Source organism: Actinoallomurus purpureus (assembly GCF_024055795.1).
GTDB classification, from domain to species: Bacteria; Actinomycetota; Actinomycetes; order Streptosporangiales; family Streptosporangiaceae; genus Actinoallomurus; species Actinoallomurus purpureus.
Window position 1 is genome coordinate 52,196 of the sequence record NZ_JAMXMY010000026.1, and the last position, 19,434, is coordinate 71,629.

Annotated in this window: 18 protein-coding genes, 3 tRNA genes and 3 pseudogenes; 12 read left to right on the top strand and 12 right to left on the bottom strand. The window is 66.5% G+C overall.

Annotated features, from left to right (window positions below; translation table 11 throughout):
- Positions 1-202: 202 nt before the first annotated feature.
- Both NE236_RS36060 and NE236_RS36065 read right to left on the bottom strand, forming a co-directional pair.
- On the bottom strand, positions 203-1,420 hold the full coding sequence (locus NE236_RS36060) for an MFS transporter (protein ID WP_252846733.1): 1,218 nt from the start codon (positions 1,418-1,420) through the stop codon (positions 203-205).
- A gap of 262 nt (positions 1,421-1,682) precedes the next feature.
- Positions 1,683-2,564, bottom strand: coding sequence for an alpha/beta hydrolase (locus NE236_RS36065; protein WP_252846734.1), 882 nt, complete (start codon positions 2,562-2,564; stop codon positions 1,683-1,685).
- A gap of 385 nt (positions 2,565-2,949) precedes the next feature.
- On the opposite strand from NE236_RS36065, the gene NE236_RS36070 reads away from it, so the two are divergent.
- The 4 genes and pseudogenes from NE236_RS36070 to NE236_RS36085 all read left to right on the top strand — a co-directional run.
- Complete coding sequence (locus NE236_RS36070) at positions 2,950-3,093, top strand: hypothetical protein (protein ID WP_252846735.1); 144 nt, start codon at positions 2,950-2,952, stop codon at positions 3,091-3,093.
- Between the two features lie 185 nt (positions 3,094-3,278).
- A complete protein-coding gene (locus tag NE236_RS36075) occupies positions 3,279-3,761 on the top strand; it encodes a hypothetical protein (RefSeq protein ID WP_252846736.1) in 483 nt (160 codons plus the stop codon).
- Between the two features lie 170 nt (positions 3,762-3,931).
- A pseudogene (locus tag NE236_RS36080) lies at positions 3,932-4,199 on the top strand (hypothetical protein); the annotation flags it as partial.
- A 129-nt stretch (positions 4,200-4,328) separates the two neighbouring features.
- A pseudogene (locus tag NE236_RS36085) lies at positions 4,329-4,655 on the top strand (IS110 family transposase); the annotation flags it as partial.
- 19 nt (positions 4,656-4,674) lie between these two features.
- Here NE236_RS36085 and NE236_RS36090 read toward each other — a convergent pair.
- The 4 genes and pseudogenes from NE236_RS36090 to NE236_RS36105 form a co-directional block, all read right to left on the bottom strand.
- Positions 4,675-5,991, bottom strand: coding sequence for an FtsX-like permease family protein (locus NE236_RS36090; RefSeq protein WP_252846738.1), 1,317 nt, complete (start codon positions 5,989-5,991; stop codon positions 4,675-4,677).
- Positions 5,991-6,659: an ABC transporter ATP-binding protein gene (locus NE236_RS36095; protein WP_252846739.1), complete on the bottom strand. Its 669-nt coding sequence runs from the start codon at positions 6,657-6,659 to the stop codon at positions 5,991-5,993. Before NE236_RS36095 ends, NE236_RS36090 begins: the two co-directional genes overlap by 1 nt.
- Positions 6,656-7,186, bottom strand: a complete 531-nt coding sequence (locus tag NE236_RS36100) for a PadR family transcriptional regulator (protein ID WP_252846740.1) — start codon at positions 7,184-7,186, stop codon at positions 6,656-6,658. The genes NE236_RS36095 and NE236_RS36100 overlap by 4 nt, the downstream gene beginning before the upstream one ends.
- Before the next feature lie 325 nt (positions 7,187-7,511).
- Positions 7,512-7,676: pseudogene (locus NE236_RS36105) on the bottom strand (helix-turn-helix domain-containing protein); the annotation flags it as partial.
- A 461-nt stretch (positions 7,677-8,137) separates the two neighbouring features.
- On the opposite strand from NE236_RS36105, the gene NE236_RS36110 reads away from it, so the two are divergent.
- From NE236_RS36110 to NE236_RS45355, 4 genes are all read left to right on the top strand, one after another.
- A complete protein-coding gene (locus NE236_RS36110; RefSeq protein WP_252846742.1) occupies positions 8,138-8,413 on the top strand; it encodes an isoamylase early set domain-containing protein in 276 nt (91 codons plus the stop codon).
- Between the two features lie 178 nt (positions 8,414-8,591).
- Positions 8,592-9,455 carry a helix-turn-helix domain-containing protein gene (locus NE236_RS36115; RefSeq protein WP_252846743.1) on the top strand — a complete coding sequence of 288 codons (864 nt, stop codon included), beginning with the start codon at positions 8,592-8,594 and terminating at the stop codon, positions 9,453-9,455.
- Complete coding sequence (locus NE236_RS36120; protein ID WP_252846744.1) at positions 9,442-9,549, top strand: DUF397 domain-containing protein; 108 nt, start codon at positions 9,442-9,444, stop codon at positions 9,547-9,549. The genes NE236_RS36115 and NE236_RS36120 overlap by 14 nt, the downstream gene beginning before the upstream one ends.
- Entirely contained in the window at positions 9,546-9,680 is a 135-nt protein-coding gene (locus tag NE236_RS45355) for a DUF397 domain-containing protein (protein ID WP_372494493.1), read from the top strand. The genes NE236_RS36120 and NE236_RS45355 overlap by 4 nt, the downstream gene beginning before the upstream one ends.
- Positions 9,681-10,014: 334 nt before the next feature.
- Here NE236_RS45355 and NE236_RS36125 read toward each other — a convergent pair whose 3' ends face one another.
- Together NE236_RS36125 and NE236_RS36130 are read right to left on the bottom strand one after the other, a co-directional pair.
- Positions 10,015-11,346: a sensor histidine kinase gene (locus NE236_RS36125; protein WP_252846745.1), complete on the bottom strand. Its 1,332-nt coding sequence runs from the start codon at positions 11,344-11,346 to the stop codon at positions 10,015-10,017.
- A gap of 13 nt (positions 11,347-11,359) precedes the next feature.
- The gene (locus NE236_RS36130) at positions 11,360-12,031 is read right to left on the bottom strand and encodes a response regulator transcription factor (protein WP_252846746.1); all 672 of its coding nucleotides are present in this window, start codon (positions 12,029-12,031) and stop codon (positions 11,360-11,362) included.
- Positions 12,032-12,125: 94 nt separating this feature from the next.
- On the opposite strand from NE236_RS36130, the gene NE236_RS36135 reads away from it, so the two are divergent.
- Entirely contained in the window at positions 12,126-13,445 is a 1,320-nt protein-coding gene (locus NE236_RS36135; protein WP_252846747.1) for a DUF2079 domain-containing protein, read from the top strand.
- On the opposite strand, the gene NE236_RS36140 is transcribed toward NE236_RS36135, so the two are convergent.
- Genes NE236_RS36140 through NE236_RS36155 form a run of 4 tightly spaced genes read right to left on the bottom strand, consistent with a single transcriptional unit; the run spans position 13,429 to position 18,765 of the window.
- Positions 13,429-13,809: a hypothetical protein gene (locus NE236_RS36140; RefSeq protein WP_252846748.1), complete on the bottom strand. Its 381-nt coding sequence runs from the start codon at positions 13,807-13,809 to the stop codon at positions 13,429-13,431. The two genes, NE236_RS36135 and NE236_RS36140, sit on opposite strands and share 17 nt — an antisense overlap.
- A 34-nt stretch (positions 13,810-13,843) precedes the next feature.
- Complete coding sequence (locus tag NE236_RS36145; RefSeq protein WP_252846749.1) at positions 13,844-15,259, bottom strand: TULIP family P47-like protein; 1,416 nt, start codon at positions 15,257-15,259, stop codon at positions 13,844-13,846.
- Positions 15,259-17,391, bottom strand: a complete 2,133-nt coding sequence (locus NE236_RS36150; protein WP_252846750.1) for a TULIP family P47-like protein — start codon at positions 17,389-17,391, stop codon at positions 15,259-15,261. Before NE236_RS36150 ends, NE236_RS36145 begins: the two co-directional genes overlap by 1 nt.
- A gap of 9 nt (positions 17,392-17,400) precedes the next feature.
- The gene (locus tag NE236_RS36155; RefSeq protein ID WP_252846751.1) at positions 17,401-18,765 is read right to left on the bottom strand and encodes a TULIP family P47-like protein; all 1,365 of its coding nucleotides are present in this window, start codon (positions 18,763-18,765) and stop codon (positions 17,401-17,403) included.
- 289 nt (positions 18,766-19,054) lie between these two features.
- Between NE236_RS36155 and NE236_RS36160 the strand changes: the two genes are divergently transcribed.
- The 3 genes from NE236_RS36160 (at position 19,055) to NE236_RS36170 (ending at position 19,427) form a co-directional block, all read left to right on the top strand.
- Positions 19,055-19,127: transfer RNA gene (locus tag NE236_RS36160), tRNA-Trp, on the top strand.
- 29 nt (positions 19,128-19,156) lie between these two features.
- Positions 19,157-19,229: transfer RNA gene (locus NE236_RS36165), tRNA-Trp, on the top strand.
- A gap of 126 nt (positions 19,230-19,355) precedes the next feature.
- Positions 19,356-19,427 (top strand) — tRNA-OTHER (locus NE236_RS36170).
- The last annotated feature ends 7 nt before the right edge of the window (positions 19,428-19,434 follow it).

The following is a 19,434-nucleotide window of genomic DNA, read 5'->3' on the forward strand; positions in this document are numbered from 1 at the left end:
GATCCCGTCCTCGTCGACGAGCAGGCCGAGCGGGCGGTCGACCGGATCGACTACGACTTCTCCCGCCTGAAGGTGACCCGGAACCCCGTCGCCCGATGAGCTCTCGGAATGTCGACGGCTCCTCCGCGGCGGCCGGCGAAGGAACCGTCATGAGCACTGCCTTCCGGCGGTCCCTGGGCGACCTGGCGCTACTCGCCCATGCTCAACCGCCGCGCCCGTGACTGATACCGCTCCCCTTCGACGCGGTGGAAGGCCATCGTGCCGAGAGGAGGGTCACGGCGAGGTTGGTGCCGACCAGCAGTGCCAGGGCCGTCCGCAAGGTGGTGGCGTCGGCGATGCCGCCGATGAGGGCGGGGCTGAGAATGAAGGCGCTGTAGCCGGCCGCGGTGGTCGTCGCCACCGCCTGCCCGGAACGGCCAGGGGCACTGCGTCCGGCGAGCGACAGCGCGGTCGGGACGATCGGGGCGACGGCCAGGCCCGTGAGCAGCAGGCCTGCGATCGCCGAAGCGGCCCCCGGCGCGCCGACGGCGCAGGCGATTCCCGCGGAGGCGAGGAGCCCTGCACCGAGCAGTACCCGGCGTTCTCCCCATCGCCGCAGCAGGCGGGCGGCGAGGAGCCGGCCGAGGAACGATGCCAGGTGGTAGCCGCCGATGCCCACTCCGGTGAGCGCGATGCTGGAGGAGCGATCCTGCCGCAGGTAGATCGCCAGGAAGCTCTCCAGCGCGCCGTCTCCGAAGAAGGTCACCGATACCACGGCGATGGCGAGCCCGACCGCCGGGATACGCCATACGCCTTGCTTCCGGTGGCCCGGATTCTCGCCGCGCCCGGCTTCCCGCCATGGCGGCAGGGACGCCCCGCTCACCGTCAGGCCCGCTGCGGCGAGGACACCCGCGAGGAGGAGGTAGACGACGCGAAACCCGATGCCGATCGAAAGCAGCGATGCGCTGAGGGCGGCGCCCAGCAGCGCCCCGAGGCTGAACCCGGCATGCAGCCCGGTCATGACTTGGCGGTCGTAGGTCCGCTCGAAGTCGGCGCCGACCGTGTTGGCGCCGAGATCGATGAAGCTCACCATCAGGCCGTACATGACGAACACCGCGACCAGGGTGTCGGCTGAAACGACCCACCCGAGCAGCACGAAGGCCGCTGCGGTTCCGGTGAACCCGGTGAGGATGATCGGGCGGCGCCCGACCCGGTCGACCAGACGTCCGCCACCGAACAGGGTGATGACCCCGGCGGTCGCGGCGGCGGTCACCGCCATGCCCAGAGCGCCAGGCTTCAGACGCAGGGCGGACGCCAGTTCGGCCAGCTGAACGGCCCAGACCCCGACATGGAACCCCAGGACCAGAAAGAGGCCGGCGGCCAGAAGGTAATGGCGCTGCCGCGTGGACAGGCGGTAACGCGAGACAGGAAGAAACGACAAGGATGACTCCAGCAAGGAGGCGGGACAGATACCGCGTCCAGGCAGCACAAAACGGCCGGTGATACACCGGCCGCGCTGTCATCGAGAAGAGCGGACGCGCGGGCTCACCGCGCGCAGGCTGTCTCCCCCTCGCCCAGCTCTCCCTCTTGGTGCCGAGTCACGAGCCGCACCTTAGCCGACTGATCCGCCGGCGCAAACGGTTATCGCGCCGCTCACCCGGCTCGCTGAACCGTCCGCTCAGGCCCCAGCCGCCGCGAGCTGTCTATCGCATGGAGCAGATCGCGGATCCGATCACGGACGTCACGGCATCCGGGTGCGATATGAGTGTCAGGTGAGAGCCGCCGTGGAACTCGGTGATCTTCGAGTGCGCCCGGTGGGCCATGGACCGCTCTGAGGCCGGGGTGATGATCCGGTCGCCGGTGCTGATGAAGTACCAGGACGGGATCGTCTTCCACGCCGCGGCCTTCGACGGCGTCATGAACGCGCTGGTCGAGGCGGCTCGCTGGGAGGCCCACAGGCGTACGGCGGTGTCCTGCGGCAGGTCCGGGGCGAACGAATGGACGAAGACGTTCTGCTTGAGATACAGGTCGGTCGCTCCCTGGGGTGCTCCCGGGTAGGGCGCCTTGTCGTAGAGGGTGGCCGCGTCCTTGTTGAGGTCGGAGTCGGAGCCGCTGAGCCCGCCGGTGGTCTCCCCGATGTCCGGCGCCGCGGCGTCGACGTACACGAGGGCTTTGACGTTCGGAACGCCCGCGGCGGCGTTCGTGATCACCGAGCCTCCGTAGGAGTGTCCGACGAGCACGATCGGGCCGGGGACGGTCTTCAGAAAGTCGGCGACGGTCGCGGCGTCGCTCGTCAGGTTTCGCAGCGGATTCGCTATCGCCCGCGCGTCATAGCCCGCTCGCCGTAGAGCGTCCACCTCGCCGTTCCAACTCGAGGTGTCGGCCCAGGCTCCATGGACCAGGACGACCGTCGGCCTGGACCGGGCCGGCGGCCGGCAGGGCAGCGGCGGGGTCGCGAGGGTGGACGAGGCCCGCGCCGTCGTGGCCGCCTGGGCGTTGACCGTCGACGGCGCCCCCACCGACGTGGCGACCACGGTGAGCGCCGCCACGAATGTGACCGTCTTTCCGCCGGGTGAGCGTCTCATTTGTCCCGTCATCGGGGCATGATTCCTCGGACCACGGCGCGATTAACTCAAAGAGGCCTAAAGCGTCAGCGGCCAGTACTGCAACGGCAGTTAGGTGAGTGGGTAGCCGCGGCGTTTGTAGTGACTGAGGCGTCGGCGCTCGCGCGCAGCTGGATCGGGGCGTCGGCTGCGTCGCGGTCAACCCGGGGAGCATGCGGCGCACTGGTGATGGCCCTCCGCTCGGGTCGGTGCGACCAAGTGAAAAGTAGCTGTATGTAACGTCTCGAGCTCGTTGCGTAGCGATCGCGCCTCAGTGATACCGATCAGTAGCCACATGGTTACAGAACGTGTTTCTTCTGGCCTTCTATGCGGATCGGAAGAAAGGCCCAGTCATCATGCGGCGGGAGTGAGAGCGCCTCCAGGCAGGCCATCAACCATCGCAAGCAGATCCGCGAGTTGGACCCACCTGAACCTGTACGGGCGGCTGGAGCTGGACATGACCAACCACCTCGACCTCGACCTCGATCTCGACGACCAGGGCGCGGCCTGACTGGCGTCGAGGAGTCCAGGAACGGCCAGTAGCGGTGAGAATGATCTCGCCGGTTACGCTCCTTTGCCGACAAGATCTCACCGCTACGGCTGTCCACCGGTTCCTCAACCCCGAACGCGTTTGACGCGGAGCCTCGGCATGCTATTCACTATGAGTATACACTCAATGAGTAGAGGGGATTTGTCATGCCACGTCGATCTCTGCACCTACTGCTCGGCTCGGGCGCGGTCGCGCTGGCCGCCGCTGTCACGATGGGCGCCGGCGGCGACGGCGCCTCTGCCGGCACCTTGGTGCACAAGGCGAGCCAGACCGCGTCGCAAGGGTTCACCGAGTCGAAGGCGAGCCAGACCGCGTCGCATTGGTTCACCCAAATCGAGCCGGCCAAGGGCCTGACCGTGTTCCTGCGCAACGGGTCCACGCCGACCTCGGCCGGCAAATACCGGATCGCTGTCCAGGTGACCTCCCGGCGCCACAACGCCCTGTCCTGCTTCGCAGAACGGCGCGACGGCGAGGACCTCAGCCGGGGGCACACCATCGCCGCCGGAAACACCGCACCGGTCATCATCGCCACGGCCGTGCCGGCCGGCACGCAGTACAACTTGATCTGCTTTGGCACAGCACAAGGCCGGGAGATGCTGAACGGCACGATCACCGAGACCTCCCGATGACCCCCGAGTGCGAAGGACCTCGGCCGTAGCCGAAAAAATCGGCTGCGAAATCGGTCCGCCTCACCCTCCCGCATGGCCCCGGCGTTCTCGCGTCATGAGACGGAGCGGGGATCAGGGGTTGATCGCGATGGGTATGTCGCCGCGGCGGAAGACGACGATGCCCCGTTAGCGAACTGGCCCTGCTTGCGCCGGTCGACCGGCGCAAGCAGGGCATGAAACGCTCGCTGCTGGTCGACGGGTGCGGCATTCCACTGGGCCGCACGATCTGGCCCGGTCAGGTCGCGTTTGTCGAGCAGGGCACGGGTCTTGCCGGAGTCGTAGGGTGCTTGCCCCGGCCAACCGCAATGACTCCCCGCTGCTGGCCCCCCCACCACCCTGGACAAGCTGGATGATCTGGGACCGCTGCCCGGCGACATCACCGTCCATCTGGACGCTGGCCCTCAGCGAAATCATGTGCCCCGAGGCCGGCGAGGTCCACTATGACGGGCGAGAAAGCGCCGGACCAGGCCATCTGACGCTGGCACATCGAGCGGACCAACGCCTGGCACAACGCCTTCGGCCGGCTACACGGTGCTGGCGGTGAACCCCTTGCAGGCCGCTCGCTATCGCGAGCGCGTGGCGGTCTCGGGTGCCAAGAGCGACGCGGCAGACGCGCACATGCTGGCTGGCATGGTCCGCACCGACTCCCACCAACTGCGTCCCATCGCTGGCGACAGTCCGCAGGCCAAGGCGGTCAAGGTCGTCACCCGCATGCACAAGACGCTGATCTGGGAACGCGGGCCCTTCCCCCCGCCTCGGGTGAGGCGGGGGGCTATCGGCTGTCTGCGGCGGGAACGGCAAGGGACTTATCGGTCGCTCGGGCGCGGCGCTGAACCGGGCGGGATCGGCCCTTGACCTGCGGCCGGTGCGCTGATCATTCCGTGCGGAGGCGGCCGGGGGAGACCGCGCGCTGGAGCCGGTGCTGTGACGCCTTGGTGGCGAGCGTCGCCGCCAGTACGCCGAGTGCGGCCATGAGGACGGCATTCGTCACCGGCCACAGCGCCCAGGTCTCGTTGTGCAGTGCCCTTGCTAGGGGGAGGAGACCGATCAGCGCCGCGACGGAGCAGGGCAGGACCGCGGCGATGATCCCCTGCCGCGTGAGAACACGGCGCAACTCGCCGTCGGCGACGCCGGCGGCTCGCAGCGTGGCCAGCACCGGGCCATGCTCCATGAGGTACTCGGCCTGGTGCGTGATGAGGGCGGCCGCCGCCACGGCCATTCCCACAAGCAGCGCCAGGTCGACGAGGGTGAAGCTGGTCAGCCAGAACGGATCGAGCGTGTGCCGGGCGTCCATGAACCCCGCCTGGATCCACCCGGTGCCGCTGCCGATGGCCACGGCCAGGCCGAGGATGGACATCGTGCGGCCCCACGGGCGGGTGTCGGCCTCCAGGGCGCGGGCCGCGAGCAGCGTTTCCGCCGATCGTGCTCGGCGCCCGGCGATTCGGGCGGACGCCCAGACCAGCCGGCTCGCGGAGAGCATCAGCCCGACAGCGGACAATCCGGCGCCGAGAAGGATGGCGAACGGGCGGTACGGCATCTGAACACCGACGACCAGGGCGACCATGGGGATGCAGCCCAGCACCGGGACCAAGAGTACATACCGGCCGGGTGGCCTCCGGGTGGCGCGGCGGATCACGCCCAGCGGACTGGTCACGACATGGCGCCCGGCAAGCAGGCCGGAGACGGTTGCGACGGCGATGACCAGGGCCATGGCGGCTAGGCCCGGGACCGGAGGCACCCCGGCTGCCGTCGTCGGCAGGTGCAGCAGGAGCCCGCGGATCGACCACTCCAGCAGGACGTAGGCGATGGCGCCGCACACCGTGCCGAGCGCGGCGGAGCGGGTCGTCTCCAACGCACCGAGCAGCCTCACCTCCCCGGGCGTCGCCCCGGCAAGTCGCAGCGCGGCGAGCCGTCGCTCCCGGTCCGCGGACGCCAGCCGTCCCGTCTGGTAGAGGAAGGCGGCGACCGGAAGGATCATCAGGCCGAATGCGAAGGCGACACCGGGACGCGTGCCCCGGTTGGCGATGGGGCCCAGCCGGTCGTCGAGTTGCCCGTTCAGGGTGAGCACGTTGGCCGCGCCGAACAGGAAGCAGGTGGCCAGCGCAGCCCCTGCGGCGACGAGTCGGGCACGGGCGCGCTCGGCACGTGACCCACCGCGTCCGAGCATTCCGGCGACTTGGAAAAAGGTCATCACACGACCACCCCCGCAGCCGCCCCATCGCGCACCACGATCTCCCGGTCGGCGTGCGCGGCGACCCGGTTGTCGTGGGTGACGATGACGACCGTGGAACCGTTCACCCGGGCGGCTTCCAGCAGCAGGCCCAGAACCCTCTCGCCGGCGACGGAGTCCAGCGCCCCGGTCGGCTCGTCGGCGAAGACCACCTTCGGGCCGGTGACCAGCGCGCGAGCCACCGCGACACGCTGAAGCTGGCCTCCGGACAGTTCTCCGGGCCGCGCGTCTGCGACGTCAAGCGCGTCCATCCGTTCCAGCCAGGCACGGGCCACCGTCGCGGACTCCTCACGGCCGTTTCCGCCGAACAGCAGCGGCAACGCGACGTTCTCCGCCGCGGTCAGCTCAGGGACGAGTCGGCCGAACTGGAAGACGACGCCGAACGCCTCACGGCGCAGCCGGGTGCGCGCCGCCTCGTCGAGCGTGTCGATCCGCCGCCCGTCATAGTGGACCTCGCCCGTCTCGGGACACATGATCCCGCTGAGGCAGTGCAGCAGCGTCGACTTCCCCGAGCCGCTCGGCCCGGTGATCGCGACGATCTCACCGGACCCGATCGCGACGGACACACCGCGCAGCGCGCGCGTACGGCCGAACGCCTTCTCGATACGGCGAGCTTCCAGCAAAGTCATGTGCGGATCTCCTGGGTGAGTTCGTCGATGCGCTGCCGGGCCGTCTCCAGCCAGCGCAGATCGGCGTCGAGGTGGTACAAGGCATAGTCGGTGGCGAGGAGCTCGCCCGCCGAAATCCCCGCGGTGTTCTTGCGGGCGGTCAGCTCGCGCATCCGCTCCAGGTGGGCGGCACGCTGCCGCAGCAGGTATCCGTCCGCCGTTCCCTCGGCGATCAGCGCCAGGACGACCCGCACGAACAGCGCGCTGGAGACGTAGGGCGCGGGCGGCTCGATCTCGGCCAGCCAGCGGTGCACCTCATCCGCGCCGTCTCCGGTGATCTCATAGACGGTACGTTCGGGCCCACCCTCCTTCGCGGTGCCGCTCACGGCGACCTTTCCGTCACGCTCAAGGCGCTGCAGGGTGGCGTACACCTGTCCGTACGCGATCGGCTTCACTCCGGGAAGCCGATCGTCGTGCTCGCGTTTGAGCTCGTAACCGTGCTTGGGCCGCTCGGTAAGCAGGCCGAGCAGGATGTGCCCGGTAGACATGCAAGCGAATATACACTCAATGAATAGTCGGTCAAGCAAGAGTCGGCCTCTCCTCCCGAACGCGGCCCCGAGGCCAAACCGGAACCGTCACCGCAGGTCACGCGGCGAACATGACACGCAGGGATAAGAGGGCAACATTCGGCGGACTCCTCTGCCCTGCCGCGCTGTACGTCGCCCCTTGGGTTCACAGCGAACCGGATACGCCCATCAGAGTTCAAAGCCGCCCTCAGGCTCGCTGAGGATCCCTCAGTTCGCCGCGAACTCTGGGCTTTCTCGGGGTCCCGATAGTCCTGGCCGAAAAACCAACGGATATCGCCGACCTGCGCTAACGCGGAGTCTCCGCGTCCGTCGTCCCCGTCGTCTTGGTGCGGTCGAGGACGCGGTAGACGGTCGCACGACCGACGGAGAAGACCTCCATGAGTTCGGCGATGGTGTAGTCGCCGGTGGCGTGCATCCGCACCAGTTCCGCTTGCTGGCGGGCGGTGAGCTTGGGCTGTTTGCCCTTGAGCTTGCCGCGGGAGTCCCCAGCGGACGCACAACGGCCGGTTACTCAGAGCTACATTTCATCTGGTCGCGTCGACCCGAGCGGAGGGCCGTGATGACCGTCGGCGAGAGGATCGAAGTGCTGGCGTTCGCCGTCGAGGTCGTCGACACGACCGGCTGCAGCGGCGCTGGTGGCTCAGGGGATCGGCAGCGACCACGGGGAGTTCGACCTTGCCGCGGCCGACGCGTTCGCCGCACACGCCCGGCCCGTGGAAGTGAGCTGACCAGCCCGTCCGCCGGCGTTCACGCGTTGTGAAGGACATCGATCGGCCGGCCTGCGCCTTTGATGCGGTATGCCGCCAAGCGCGTGAATTTTGAGTTACACGCCGTGTCGTCCGTCCTGTCCGCGCTCCGCCGCGCCAAGCTGAGAGCCCCCTTACCCCGGTCCAGCTTTTGCGAGGATTCCCGATGCTCAGGCGCTCACGGCTGTTCGGCCGCAAGACCCGCGTCACTTTCAGCCTTCCCCCCGACCAGCCCGACGGTGTCGTCAGCGTCGTCGGCGACTTCAACGGCTGGGAGCCCGGCCGCCACGAGCTCGTCAGGCGGCGCCACGGCAGGCGCACCGTCTCGGTGACCCTCTCCCCCGGAGTCCACCGCTTCCGCTACCTGGCCACCGGCGGCATCTGGTTCGACGACGAGACGGCCGACCGCACCGACGAGAACGGCTCCCTGATCGAGGTCTGACGGACACGACGCACTGACCGGCCCGTCGGTGGGCGGATGCACCAGCCCATCGTGATCCCTGGCGGATGCCGCCCGACGGGCCGCGTCCGCCAGGGATCACCGCAGATGCCCTCCACTGAACGTTCACCGATGACACTTTCCGTGTTCACTTCGAATCTGACGGTGACATGCCGGGGAAATGCCCTTTGCGAAAGCGCCCTCCGTACGCATGCGCCGGATCGGTTCGGCGCTGCGCAAGGCCCGCGAAGAGAACGGGCTGACCATGGACACGGCCTGCCGCCGCTACGGCCGCTCAAAGGGCTGGCTCAGCACGCTGGAGAACGGCCTGCATCCCATCGACCCGCAGGAGCTCTCCGACCTGCTCGACTTCTACGGCGTCCCCGACGGCCCCCTCCGCGAGTCCCTCCTCCACCTCGCCAAACACAACCCCGGCAAGAACTGGCAGCGGGCAAGAGAAGGATGGATCTCTGCGGCCGCCCTCGACCTGGCCAGCCTGGAGGAAGACTCGGTGCTGATCCAGAGCTTCCAGCCGAACGTCATCCCCGGTCTCCTCCAAACCGAAGAGTACGCCTGGGCCTTAATGAAAGCCGGGCTCAAGGGTCCGAAGCGCAACAACGCGGAACTGGTGCGGTTTCGAATGAGCCGACAGCGGCTGCTGGCACGGAAGGACGCCCCCCGTTACGAGACCGTCATCGGTGAGGCGGCGCTTCGACAGCAGGTCGGAGGCGCTTCGGTGATGCGCGCTCAGATTCGAAAGCTGATCGAAAGCCCGCGACGAGATCAGGTCGCGCTGCACGTGCTACCCCTGTCTTCGAACGCTGACCTGGGCATCGCAGGATCCTTCGACATCTTCACGCTTGGCCCACCCGGCCAGCTGACCGTCGCCGTAGCCGAGGACTTCACGCGGAGCACCTTCGTAGAGAGCGAAGCGGAAGTGCTGATCTTCGAAAAGATATTCGCCTATTTCCGAAGTGCAGCGCTTGACGAAGCATCTTCGCTTCGAGTGCTTCAACAGATAGCGTCGGACCATGAACATTCCTGACCTGGCCGATGCGACATGGCGTAAGAGCATTCATAGCGGATCCGATGAAGGCAGCTGCGTCGAGGTTGCCGTCGTCGGGGTGAGAACGGAATGAGCTCCCCAGAGCAGGCGAGGGCCATCTGGCGCAAGAGCACCCGCAGCGGCTCGAACGAAAGCGACTGTGTCGAGGTCACAGCGGTCTCCCAGCGGCTCTCCGGGCCCGGAGGCGAGCGGATAACTCGGTGACCGCAGGCGCAAACCGGGATCGAACACCGTAGACCGTCGCCTGGATGCGGCGTTCACCGAGCAATCGGTTCGGCCCCCCTTCGGGCCGACGGCACCGGGTCGAGCAAAGCAGGGCGAATCGGGCGGTCGGGCGTTCCGGATGGCCGGGCGGCCGTACGGGAAGCACTCGTCCGGCTGCACGGCTCGTCGCCGAGGCCTTCCGCGTGGACAGCGTCCGTGACATAGTCGTCGATCTTCTCGCTGGGGATGCCAGCGGCCTGGGTCTGGCGTTCTTGCCGGACTTCTGGTCGGCGAAGATCCGGATGCACTCGGCCTCGTGCCGCTGCGGCGGCGATCATGCCTCGTCGCCGGGAAGTGTGACGACGAAGGTGGAGCAGCCTGTAACGCGGACGGTGCCGCCCAGCCCGGTGACGAGATCGCGGACGATGGTGAGCCCGAGCCCGGCGCCGCCGTGCGCGCGGGTGCGGGCGTCATCGAGGCGGACGAAGCGCTCGAAGATCCGCTCGCGATCCTCGGGCGGGACGCCTGGACCGTCGTCGGTGACGGTCAGTGTGACGCTGCTGTCGGTGACGGCGACGGTCGCCGCCACCTTCGTACGGGCGTGCCGGGCGGCGTTGTCGAGGAGGTTGCGCACGATCCGGGCGAGTCGGATCTCGCTCTCGCGTACGAGGGCGGGGCGTGTCGTGTGCGCGGTGAACGCGGGGCCATCACCGGTGTGGGCGCGTTCGGCCACTTGCTCCTCGACGATGCCGGCGAGGTCCGAGGTCGTCAGTTTCACCTGGGCGGGCGAGGCGAGCAGGAGGAGATCCTCGGCTAGGCGCTGCAGGCGGTCGACGTCGGCCAGTGCCGTGGCGACCGTGATGGGCCAATCCGTTCGCTCCGGGTAGGCCAGCGCGATCTCCAGCGAGTTACGGAGGCCCGCGAGCGGTGTCCGCAGCTCGTGGGAGGCGTCGGCGACGAAGCGTTGCTGCCGGTGGTGGGCGTGTTCGAGCCGGTCGAGGGTCTCGTTGGTGGTCCGGGCGAGGCTGGTGATCTCGTCGTCGGTGGCCGGTACGGGGACCCGCTGGTCGAGCGCGTGGGCGCTGATGTCGGCCATCTTCGCCCGGATGGCCTCCACCGGCCGCAGGGCCCGGCCGGTGACGAACCAGGCGATAAGGCCGACGAACGGCACGGCGACCGGCAGGCCCCAGCCGAGCAGGCGATCGATCGTGGCGACGGCCGTGTTGGCGTCGGCCGGCGAGACGAGCACGTACACCGTCAGGCGCTGTGCCGGTTGGCCGCCGCTGCCGGTCAGCATCTTGATCCAGTCCGGCGGCAGCACGTTGGTGGTGCCGACGACGAACCGGCCCTTTCCACGGACCGTATGGATGCCCCACCCGACCCTCGGCGGGAACCCGGGCAGGGGCCGGTCCAGATCGCCTTCGAAGACCGGACCGGCCGCCATGGAGCGCCGCCCATCGGTGCGGACGACGACAAATGAGAAGTCGGTGCCGCGCGGTCTGGCCCCCGATTCGAGAACGGAGGTCACCGAGAAGGCGTCGCGCGTCGCCGTCTCTCGCGCTGCGGTCAGCCACTGGTTGCGGACGACGTCGCGGACCCACCAGCCGCCGGCGCCGAAAACGACGGCGGCCGCGAGCGCCGCGCTCAGCGCGGCTCGTGCCCGCACCGATCTGAGCCGCCTAACCATGGGTGGTCGCCAGCCGATAGCCGGCGCCGCGCACGGTCTGGATCGTCGCCGACCCGGACGGGAGCTTGCGGCGCAGGGTGCGGACGTAGACCTCGACGATGTTCACGTCGCCGTCGAACGCCTGGTCCCAGACTTCGTCGATGATGTCGATCTTCGCGACCACCTCGTCCGGCCGGCGCGCCAGGCACTCCAGCACCGCGAACTCCTTCGCGGTGAGCCGTATCTCTGTCGCGCCGTGACGACATCGGCGGGCGGCGAGGTCGAGCCGCAAGTCGCCGGCGGTCAGGACCGACGGGCGGGTCGCGCCGCCGCGGCGCAGCAGCGCGCGCAGCCGGGCGATGAGGACGACGTAGGAGAACGGCTTGCAGATGTAGTCATCAGCGCCGGTGTCGAGCGCCTCCGCCTCGTCATACTCGCCGTTCTTCGCGGTCAGCATGAGAATCGGCACCGTGCTGCCGCTCCGGCGCAGCCGCTCGCAGACGGCGAAGCCATTGAGCCCGGGCAGCATGATGTCCAGGACGACCGCGGTGTAGGGGTGGGTAAGGGCAAGGCTCAGCCCCTCCCGGCCGTCATGGGCGACGTCGACCGCATACCCCTCGGCCCGCAGGCCATGGGTCAGCGTGGTCGTAAGCCGTTCGTCGTCTTCCACCAGCAACAACCGCATCGGGACATTATGGCGGCATGGCGCCACACATTCCTGAAATCGGCTTCAGGTTGCTTCAGCGGGCATTCAGCTCTGGTCGGCCAGTCTGCCCGCCATGTCATCATCTCCGCGGCTACTCGCCTGCCTACTCTTCGCCGCCTATTCCGCGCTTTCGGTGAACCGTCATCGTCAGATGCGGAGCACCGGATATGATCTAGGAATCTTCGAGCAGGCGGTCCGCTCGTATGCCCATCTGCGCCCGCCGGTTGCCGATCTGAAAGGGCCCGGTTTCAATCTGCTGGGCGACCATTTTCATCCGGTTCTCATCCTCACTGCGCCGTTCTACCGGATATTCCCGAGCCCGGTCACATTGCTGGTCCTTCAGGCGGCGCTGCTCGCGCTGTCGGCGGTGCCGGTGACGCGCCTTGCGATCGACTTTTGCGGTCACCGCGCGGGTGTCTGCCTCGGCCTGGCGTACGGCCTGTCGTGGGGAATTCAGCAGGCCGTCGTGTTCGATTTTCACGAGATCGCCTTCGCGGTGCCGCTGCTCGCACGCAGCGTGGAACTGCTCGCCCGGCGCCGCTGGCGCGCCGCCGCCGGCTGGGCGCTGCCGCTCCTGCTGGTAAAGGAGGACCAGGCGTTCATCGTCGCGGCGATCGGCGTGTATATCTTCTGGCAGGGCCACCGCCGCCTCGGCGCACTCGTCGCCGCGGTCGCGGTGGCGGTCGGCGCGCTCGCCGTCCTCATTATCATCCCGGCGTTCAACTCGCACCATTCCTATCCGTACGGCAAGACCGCAGGATCCATTTCCTCTTTGCCAGTACCGGCGACAAAGGAAGAGACAATACTGGCATTGCTCGCGCCTACTCTGTTCCTCGCGCTGCGCTCTCCGCTAGTGCTACTCGCAACTCCATCTTTGCTCGCACGATTCTGGACATCCAATCCGATCTTCTGGGGTACCCGGTTCCATTACAACGCCGTGCTGATGCCAATAATTTTCATCGCCTTCGCCGACGGCCTGGCCCGGATGCGCGCAAGCGACCGCGTCGCCGTACTGCGGGGCGCCCGTGTCGCACCGATCCTGGCCCTCATCATCGCGATGTGCGTTCCACAACCACTTTGGAGTGTGCTCAACCCCGCCTCCTGGCGGGTACCGGAACGGGTCAGGACCGCTGAAGCACTGTTGAGGATCATCCCCGACGGAGCGGACGTGGCGACCGCCAACCGCATCGCACCACAGCTCACCGGCCGCTGCCGGGTGTTCCGCTTCCTCAGCGAGCCGAGCCCGTGGTTCCGCCCCGAATGGGTCGTAACCACCGGCGCGCCGTACGAGCGGTCGATGATCGCGGATCTGCCCTCACTGGGCTACAGCGTTGTGGCCCGGGCCACCGGCATCACTATCTACCGCCGGACCAGCGTCACTGCCACCCGTTGAAGAAGTCCTCTGGGAGGTCCGGCAACGCGCGCCGCAGCGCGGCAATGGGATCGGTGGTGAACAACGCGGTATTCGCCGGGTCGGCTTCGAGCCAGCGCATCACCGCATCGTTACGACCGATGAGCTGCTGCATCCCGATGCGGATCCGCTCGGCTCGCTGGGGATCGCGCTTTGCGATGTCTGCGAGCACCCCGTCATTGGTCACCCCGAGCGTTGTCCCGGCCGCTGCGGGCAGGAAGGTCATCGTTGTGGTGACACCCCCGAGTTGCGCGTCGGCGCGCCGCAACTGGACGAATCGCCGGCCTGGAGAGGCGGTCACGGGTGCGCCCCCCTTGGTCGGTGATGAACGGGTCGGATGCTTCATGTCCGGACCTCCGTGGGTAGCTGGTGATCGTGGGTCAGGCGAAGAGCGGGTCGCCGCCGAGCTGGAGCGACACGTTCAGGCCGGCGTAGTCCAGGCTGAAACCCGAGCTGGCGGTCCACACGATCGGGTCGACGGCGTTGGCCAGCAACAGGTCGATCGCCGGTGAGTCGTCGCCGTTGAGCTTCTCGATCAGTGCCGGTGTGATCTGTGAGGCCCCCAGGATGAGCCCGATCACCAGCCCACCGACGACGAGCGCCGCGCCGTCGGTCAGGACGGCGAGGATTCCCAGGGCGAGGGTTCCGACCAGCATGATGATGAATTGGGTGAGGATGGACCCTGGGCTCTGGTGGATGCTGTGGACGATGTCGGGCTGTTGCGTGGCGGTGAACGACAGCGTCTGTCCGTTGGACGACGTCCCGAGGGTGATCGTGTACCAGTTGGTGGCCTGACACGTCGCGGTGATGCCCTCGACGATATCCGTGGACGTGTAGCTGTTCAGGATGAGCGTGCTGCCCTCGGCGGTGACGGTCAGGTTCGTCAGACTCGGATAGTAGGGGGAGCCGTCCTGCACCACCGGCGCGAGCGGTATCGACGTGCCCTCGGTGAGATAGAGCTCGGTGGCGTCGGAGTTGAGCAGAAAATTTCCGTCGGTCAATCCTGGATAGGCCAGCATGATCGCCGGCCGCACGAGGTCGTTCAGCATCCGCGCCTGGGAGACGACGAAGCCGGCGACGCTGCCGGACGGAATGGCGGCCTGGCTCACCTGCTCGGGTAGTTGGTCGCCGGTACGCGTCCCCGTCATGCAGAGAACCCCCAGGACGCTGTCCTGCAAGGAGTCTCCGTCGAGATAGGCGTAGTCGGTGTAGTTGGGCGTCACGAAGCCCCACTGCCCCGTGTCGACGATCGGGTTGAGATCCACGACGGCGAACACGTGCGCGAAGTCGGCGAGGTGGGCCGTCCCCCAGTCCAGGAGCGCCTGCTGGACCAGGGCACCACTGACCGTCCCCGGTGGCGGAGTGAGCTGAACGTCGATGATCGACAAAGGCGGTACGGTCGGCGTCGATGCGGTGGGGTTGACGACCAGTGCCTGAGGATTGCCGGTGAAGGACCCCTCTGCCCCGGTATGCGGAATGTAGTGCAGCTCGACCTCGACCACGGCGTGACCGTCCGGGAAGGTGAGCTGTTTTCCCGTGCTGGTGTAGGTCAGCACCACCTGGCTGAGCGGCCAGATCATGCGGACCGCCTTGCCGTCACCGCCCTGGCACACCTGCCAGTCACCGAAGTTGCCCGTCACGCTGAAAGTCGGCTCGGTGATGGAGAAGTCGGGTGGTGATGATTTGTGGTCGATGATGGCCTGGTTCACGTCGGGCACGGGTATCGCGAACGCGGTGTCCCAGCCATAGGTGTAAACGGCGGCGTCGTCGGTCGCGCCGGCGGCGGGCGCTGTCATCACTGGTCGACCGTCAGGCCGATTTGGAGCGACCCCGCCAGCGACGCGCTCTGCAGCGTGTAGCCGGAGACGCTCGGCCAGGTATAGGGCACGATCGCCGCATTCGCGAAGTCGTCGAAACCGGGGACGTTCTGCCATTGCTTGGTCACCGCGTTCTCGATGATCGCGGAGATCGCCTGGTCACCACCCACCACAGCGCCGGAGAGGGCGGCCAACGTCGCCACGAACTTCCACATCGGAGTGCCGAACGCATTCTTGATGTTGGTCAGTTTTCCACTGCTCTGATCGGCGGCGTTACTACCCGCCTCCAGGGCGTCCTGCTCGGTCGCTTCAGGGTTTTCATTCAGGACCTGACTGAACGTCTTCATCTCGATCATGCCCTGGCCGGCGTCCTCGCTCAGCTCGGTGATCTCTGTGCCGGCCTGCAGGCCCTCGATGATCGGACCGGCGATGGCGACGAGGGAGAGCACGGCGGTCACCGCACCTTCGACGATCTCGCGGGTGATCGCCGACTGGGTCTTCGTCACGTTCACGACGAGACTCTTCTGAGTGACCGGATCGGCCCAGAAGACCTGATTGCCGTCCAACGTCTGCAGCTCGAGCGTGACCTGCTCGGTGTAGTCGGCGTGGACGTCGTAGCTGGAGCTGTAGGGATAGACCAGGTCGGTGAACTCGATCTCGATGTAGGAATGCACCAGGGTCATCGTGAAATTGCCCTTGGCGATGGTCACCACGGTCGCCAGGTACACGTCGATGTTGCTGCCGTCCAGGTTGAGGATGTACTCGTACGCCGAACCGTCCTGGGTGCTGAGCAACCATTGACTGCCCGCATCGGTCACCGAGACGGAATACCCCTGGACCATGACGCCGATCATTGTGAGATCGTTGACCAGATCGTCAGGCAGGATGCCCTGGTCGAGCTGTGCCGAGTAGCCGTTGTCGGGGACCGAGCCCTGCTGGTTGTTGTCCATCATGAACTTGCCCCACACGAGATCCGTGTTGTTTCTCACCGTGAGGCCGTCGTTGTCGATGTCGAAGCTGCTCGCCGGGGCGTTGTTGAAGATCGCCATGGCGCCCGGAAGCATCATGTTCTGCATGAACATCGGTCCGCTGATGAGAAAGCCGGCTTGCGCGGGGGCGGCAGGTATGGCGTAAGGAGAGACCTGATGGTTGTCGGACGGCGGGTTCCCGAGAGCCATCGTCAGCACCCCGAACACGCTCGAGTCCATGGTGCCTTGGTCGGTGACGGCATAACTCGTGGCCGTCGGCTTCATCCAGGCGTACTTGTCGTCGGCGGACACGAGGGGGGTGAGGTCGAGTGATGCGAAGACGTGGTTGAACTCGGCGATGTTCGCGTTGAACCAGGTGCTCAGCAGGTCAGGCAGGACGGCGGCGGCAATCCCGGTGGCCGGGTTGTTCACGATCGTGATGATGCTGACGGCGGGTTCGTCTTCAGAGGCAGCCGCTTGAAGAGCCTGGAGATCGTTCAGCCATGCCTTCTCGAACTGGTAGACGTTCAGGAATTCGTTGTTGTACTTGTCCGTGGAGTGGAAGATGTAGAAGCTCGGGGTGCCATCGGTGATGAGCCACTCCTCGCCCGCGGTCTGGACCCGCGCGACGGCGTCGGACGAGAGCGGCATGTTGTTGGCCGAGAACTCCTGCTGCAGCGTGCTGTCGATCGTGTTGTTGTCGAGGTCGGCCTTGATCGTGTCCACCTTGGCCTGGTCGCTGATGACGAAGGAGAACTGGTCAGGATCGGGCACCCATTCCATCCCGATCTCGATGACGATCTCACAGTTCTTGCCGTCGAACTGGATCGTTCCATCGCCTCCGGCGTTGTAGACACCGGACACCACGGGGCAGGCCATGCGGATGTTCTTACCGTCTCCACCAACGGTGAACTGCCAGGGACCGAGCACGGCGTTGATGTTGTAGGTGGGGTCGTCGCTGGCCTGCTGCACCAGGTTCTTCGCACCGGAATTCACATTGGGCCATGCCTCGGTTATGGCGGTGTTGGCGTTGGTGAAGTTGATGGCGAAGGCCGTGTCCCAGCCGTAGGTGTCGGCATCGTTACCGTTGCCGTTACCGGTAGCGGCGCGGGCCCCGACCGGCGATCTGGAATCTTTACTCATGATGCTCCCTCATCCTTGATTCTGCGAGTTCGGAACCTTGAGGTTGCCGGCGATGAAGACCGCTTCGCTCATACCCACGGTGGACGGGGTGAGAGTCTGGCCACCCTTGGTCCAGTCAATGACCTGGCCAAGGTTCATCACGGCACCGCCGGTGGCCTTCTGGATGTTGGCGTTGATGGTGGACATACCGACGTTCTGCGCCTGGTCGGCGAACTTTTCGACAAGGGCCTGGATGGCCGCATAAAGCTCGTCGTCGGTAAAGATTCCGGCAACGACGAGAAGAGCCCAGTCATACCAATGGATGGTGGTGTTCTGTTGCTCCACAGGGTTTGGATCGACGGCGAAGGTAATGTCCGTGCCGTCATAGCTCAGCGGATTGACCGTGGTCAGCGTCCAGTTGTAGCTGGCATCCGGCAGATCGGCGAGCCCGAACAGGAACGTCAGCGGGCCGCCACCTGATGAGCTCGTGGCCAGACCGTCTCCGGCGGCGCTCGGGGTGAGCGAGTAGGAGGTGACCGCGACCGTATCGACGTTGAAGTCCCCGCTGTTGGTGATCGATGACGACCCGTCCGTGGTGGTCTGCTGAAACGTCCCACCGGGGAACGTCGACTGGACTGCCGGCAGCACGACGTGCGCGAAGAACGTCGGCTGCGAGATCAGTACCACGCTGTTCGCCGAGGGTTGCAGGGCCGATGAGTCGAAGGCGGGTTGGGACGGAAAGGCATCGCCGTCGTTCAACATGCACAAGAAGCACAGCGCACCGTCGCTGCCATCGCCTTGAGAGACGAAGTACTGCCATTCGCCCGGACTGAGCCACGACGCCAGCTCCGGCGGCGTCGGGTTCACGTTGGCGAAGACGTAGGCGACGTTGTCCCGGTTCGCGAACAGCGCGTCGGCCATCAACCCCGACAGGATCCCCGTGCCCACCGTGTCCAGCCGGTTATCGGGATCGTTGATCTTTAGCGTTGCGACGTAGCCGGGGTTGTTCTGGTCGGCACTGGGATCAGGATTGAAGGTCAATTGCGTCTGGTCGCCACTTCCCTTTTCCACCTGCTGGTCGCCCGCTCCGACCCAGCCGAGTGTGATCTGCAGTTCGGGTGTCACACCACTGAGGTCGTAGCTGCCGGTGATCGCTCCGCCCGTCAGCGCGAGCGATCCCTGACTGATGGGAACGTTGAGGTTGATCAAGGAATTCTGCCCGCCCACCATCTGCCAGGGCGCGAGCCGAGCATTCAACGTGATCGTCGACCCACTATCCTTGTCCACCGCTGAATAGTCAATGGTCTGGTCGACGTTCTCGAGATTTCCGGCCAGGATCTCGTTGACCGTGTCGACGTTCAACGAGAAAACGTAGTCATAGCCGTAGGTTTTCATTAGCGAAAGCCTCCAATGTCTGCGACATCCATTGAAGATGGACCACAGCTAGCCGTCAAGACGCCAAAAGGTAAAGCATTTCCCTTGACAGCAAAGCTATTTAAGTCGCTTTTTCCTCCCGGCATTTGTCGGCAATTTCCGGCGCCAGGTGGCGTCGATCCGCGAGTGAAGGTCCTACCGCTCCGCCCTTCGACACCCGGATCCGTACAACCGCGCCGCCCGCGCTGAGATCCACCATCGGCCGCCGCTTCGGTTCTTCGCCGCCCTGTGTCGCTACGCTCTCTCGCGGCGAGCCGTAGCGCAGAGGTCGTCGCGCCTGACGCCACAGCAGGAGGACGCCGGTTCGAATCCGGCCGGTTCGCCGCTCTTCGTTCGTTACGCTCGCCCCTGCAGGGCCGTAGCGCAGAGGTCGTCGCGCCTGACTCCAGATCAGGAGGACACCGGTTCGAATCCGGTCGGTCCTGTCACTTACACCGGCCGATCCGGTCGGTCGGCATCGGCCACCGACGGGCCGGGTCGACGCACCGAAGAGCACATCCCTCCTGTTCAATCCCGAAGTGTCCGGGTTGTTCGCTACGCTCTCTCGCGGCAGGGCCGTAGCGCAGAGGTCGTCGCGCCTTACAGCGGGTTGGAGGACGCCGGTTCGAATCCGGCCGGCCTTGCCCCTTT

Coding starts and splice junctions, on each gene's coding strand:
- NE236_RS36065 (WP_252846734.1), bottom strand. CDS start 2,564: ATGAGACGCTCACCCGGCGGAAAGACGGTCACATTCGTGGCGGCGCTC.
- NE236_RS36075 (WP_252846736.1), top strand. CDS start 3,279: ATGCCACGTCGATCTCTGCACCTACTGCTCGGCTCGGGCGCGGTCGCG.
- NE236_RS36090 (WP_252846738.1), bottom strand. CDS start 5,991: ATGACCTTTTTCCAAGTCGCCGGAATGCTCGGACGCGGTGGGTCACGT.
- NE236_RS36095 (WP_252846739.1), bottom strand. CDS start 6,659: ATGACTTTGCTGGAAGCTCGCCGTATCGAGAAGGCGTTCGGCCGTACG.
- NE236_RS36100 (WP_252846740.1), bottom strand. CDS start 7,186: ATGTCTACCGGGCACATCCTGCTCGGCCTGCTTACCGAGCGGCCCAAG.
- NE236_RS36110 (WP_252846742.1), top strand. CDS start 8,138: ATGCTCAGGCGCTCACGGCTGTTCGGCCGCAAGACCCGCGTCACTTTC.
- NE236_RS36115 (WP_252846743.1), top strand. CDS start 8,592: ATGCCCTTTGCGAAAGCGCCCTCCGTACGCATGCGCCGGATCGGTTCG.
- NE236_RS36120 (WP_252846744.1), top strand. CDS start 9,442: ATGAACATTCCTGACCTGGCCGATGCGACATGGCGTAAGAGCATTCAT.
- NE236_RS45355 (WP_372494493.1), top strand. CDS start 9,546: ATGAGCTCCCCAGAGCAGGCGAGGGCCATCTGGCGCAAGAGCACCCGC.
- NE236_RS36130 (WP_252846746.1), bottom strand. CDS start 12,031: ATGCGGTTGTTGCTGGTGGAAGACGACGAACGGCTTACGACCACGCTG.
- NE236_RS36135 (WP_252846747.1), top strand. CDS start 12,126: ATGTCATCATCTCCGCGGCTACTCGCCTGCCTACTCTTCGCCGCCTAT.
- NE236_RS36140 (WP_252846748.1), bottom strand. CDS start 13,809: ATGAAGCATCCGACCCGTTCATCACCGACCAAGGGGGGCGCACCCGTG.
- NE236_RS36145 (WP_252846749.1), bottom strand. CDS start 15,259: ATGACAGCGCCCGCCGCCGGCGCGACCGACGACGCCGCCGTTTACACC.
- NE236_RS36150 (WP_252846750.1), bottom strand. CDS start 17,391: ATGAGTAAAGATTCCAGATCGCCGGTCGGGGCCCGCGCCGCTACCGGT.
- NE236_RS36155 (WP_252846751.1), bottom strand. CDS start 18,765: ATGAAAACCTACGGCTATGACTACGTTTTCTCGTTGAACGTCGACACG.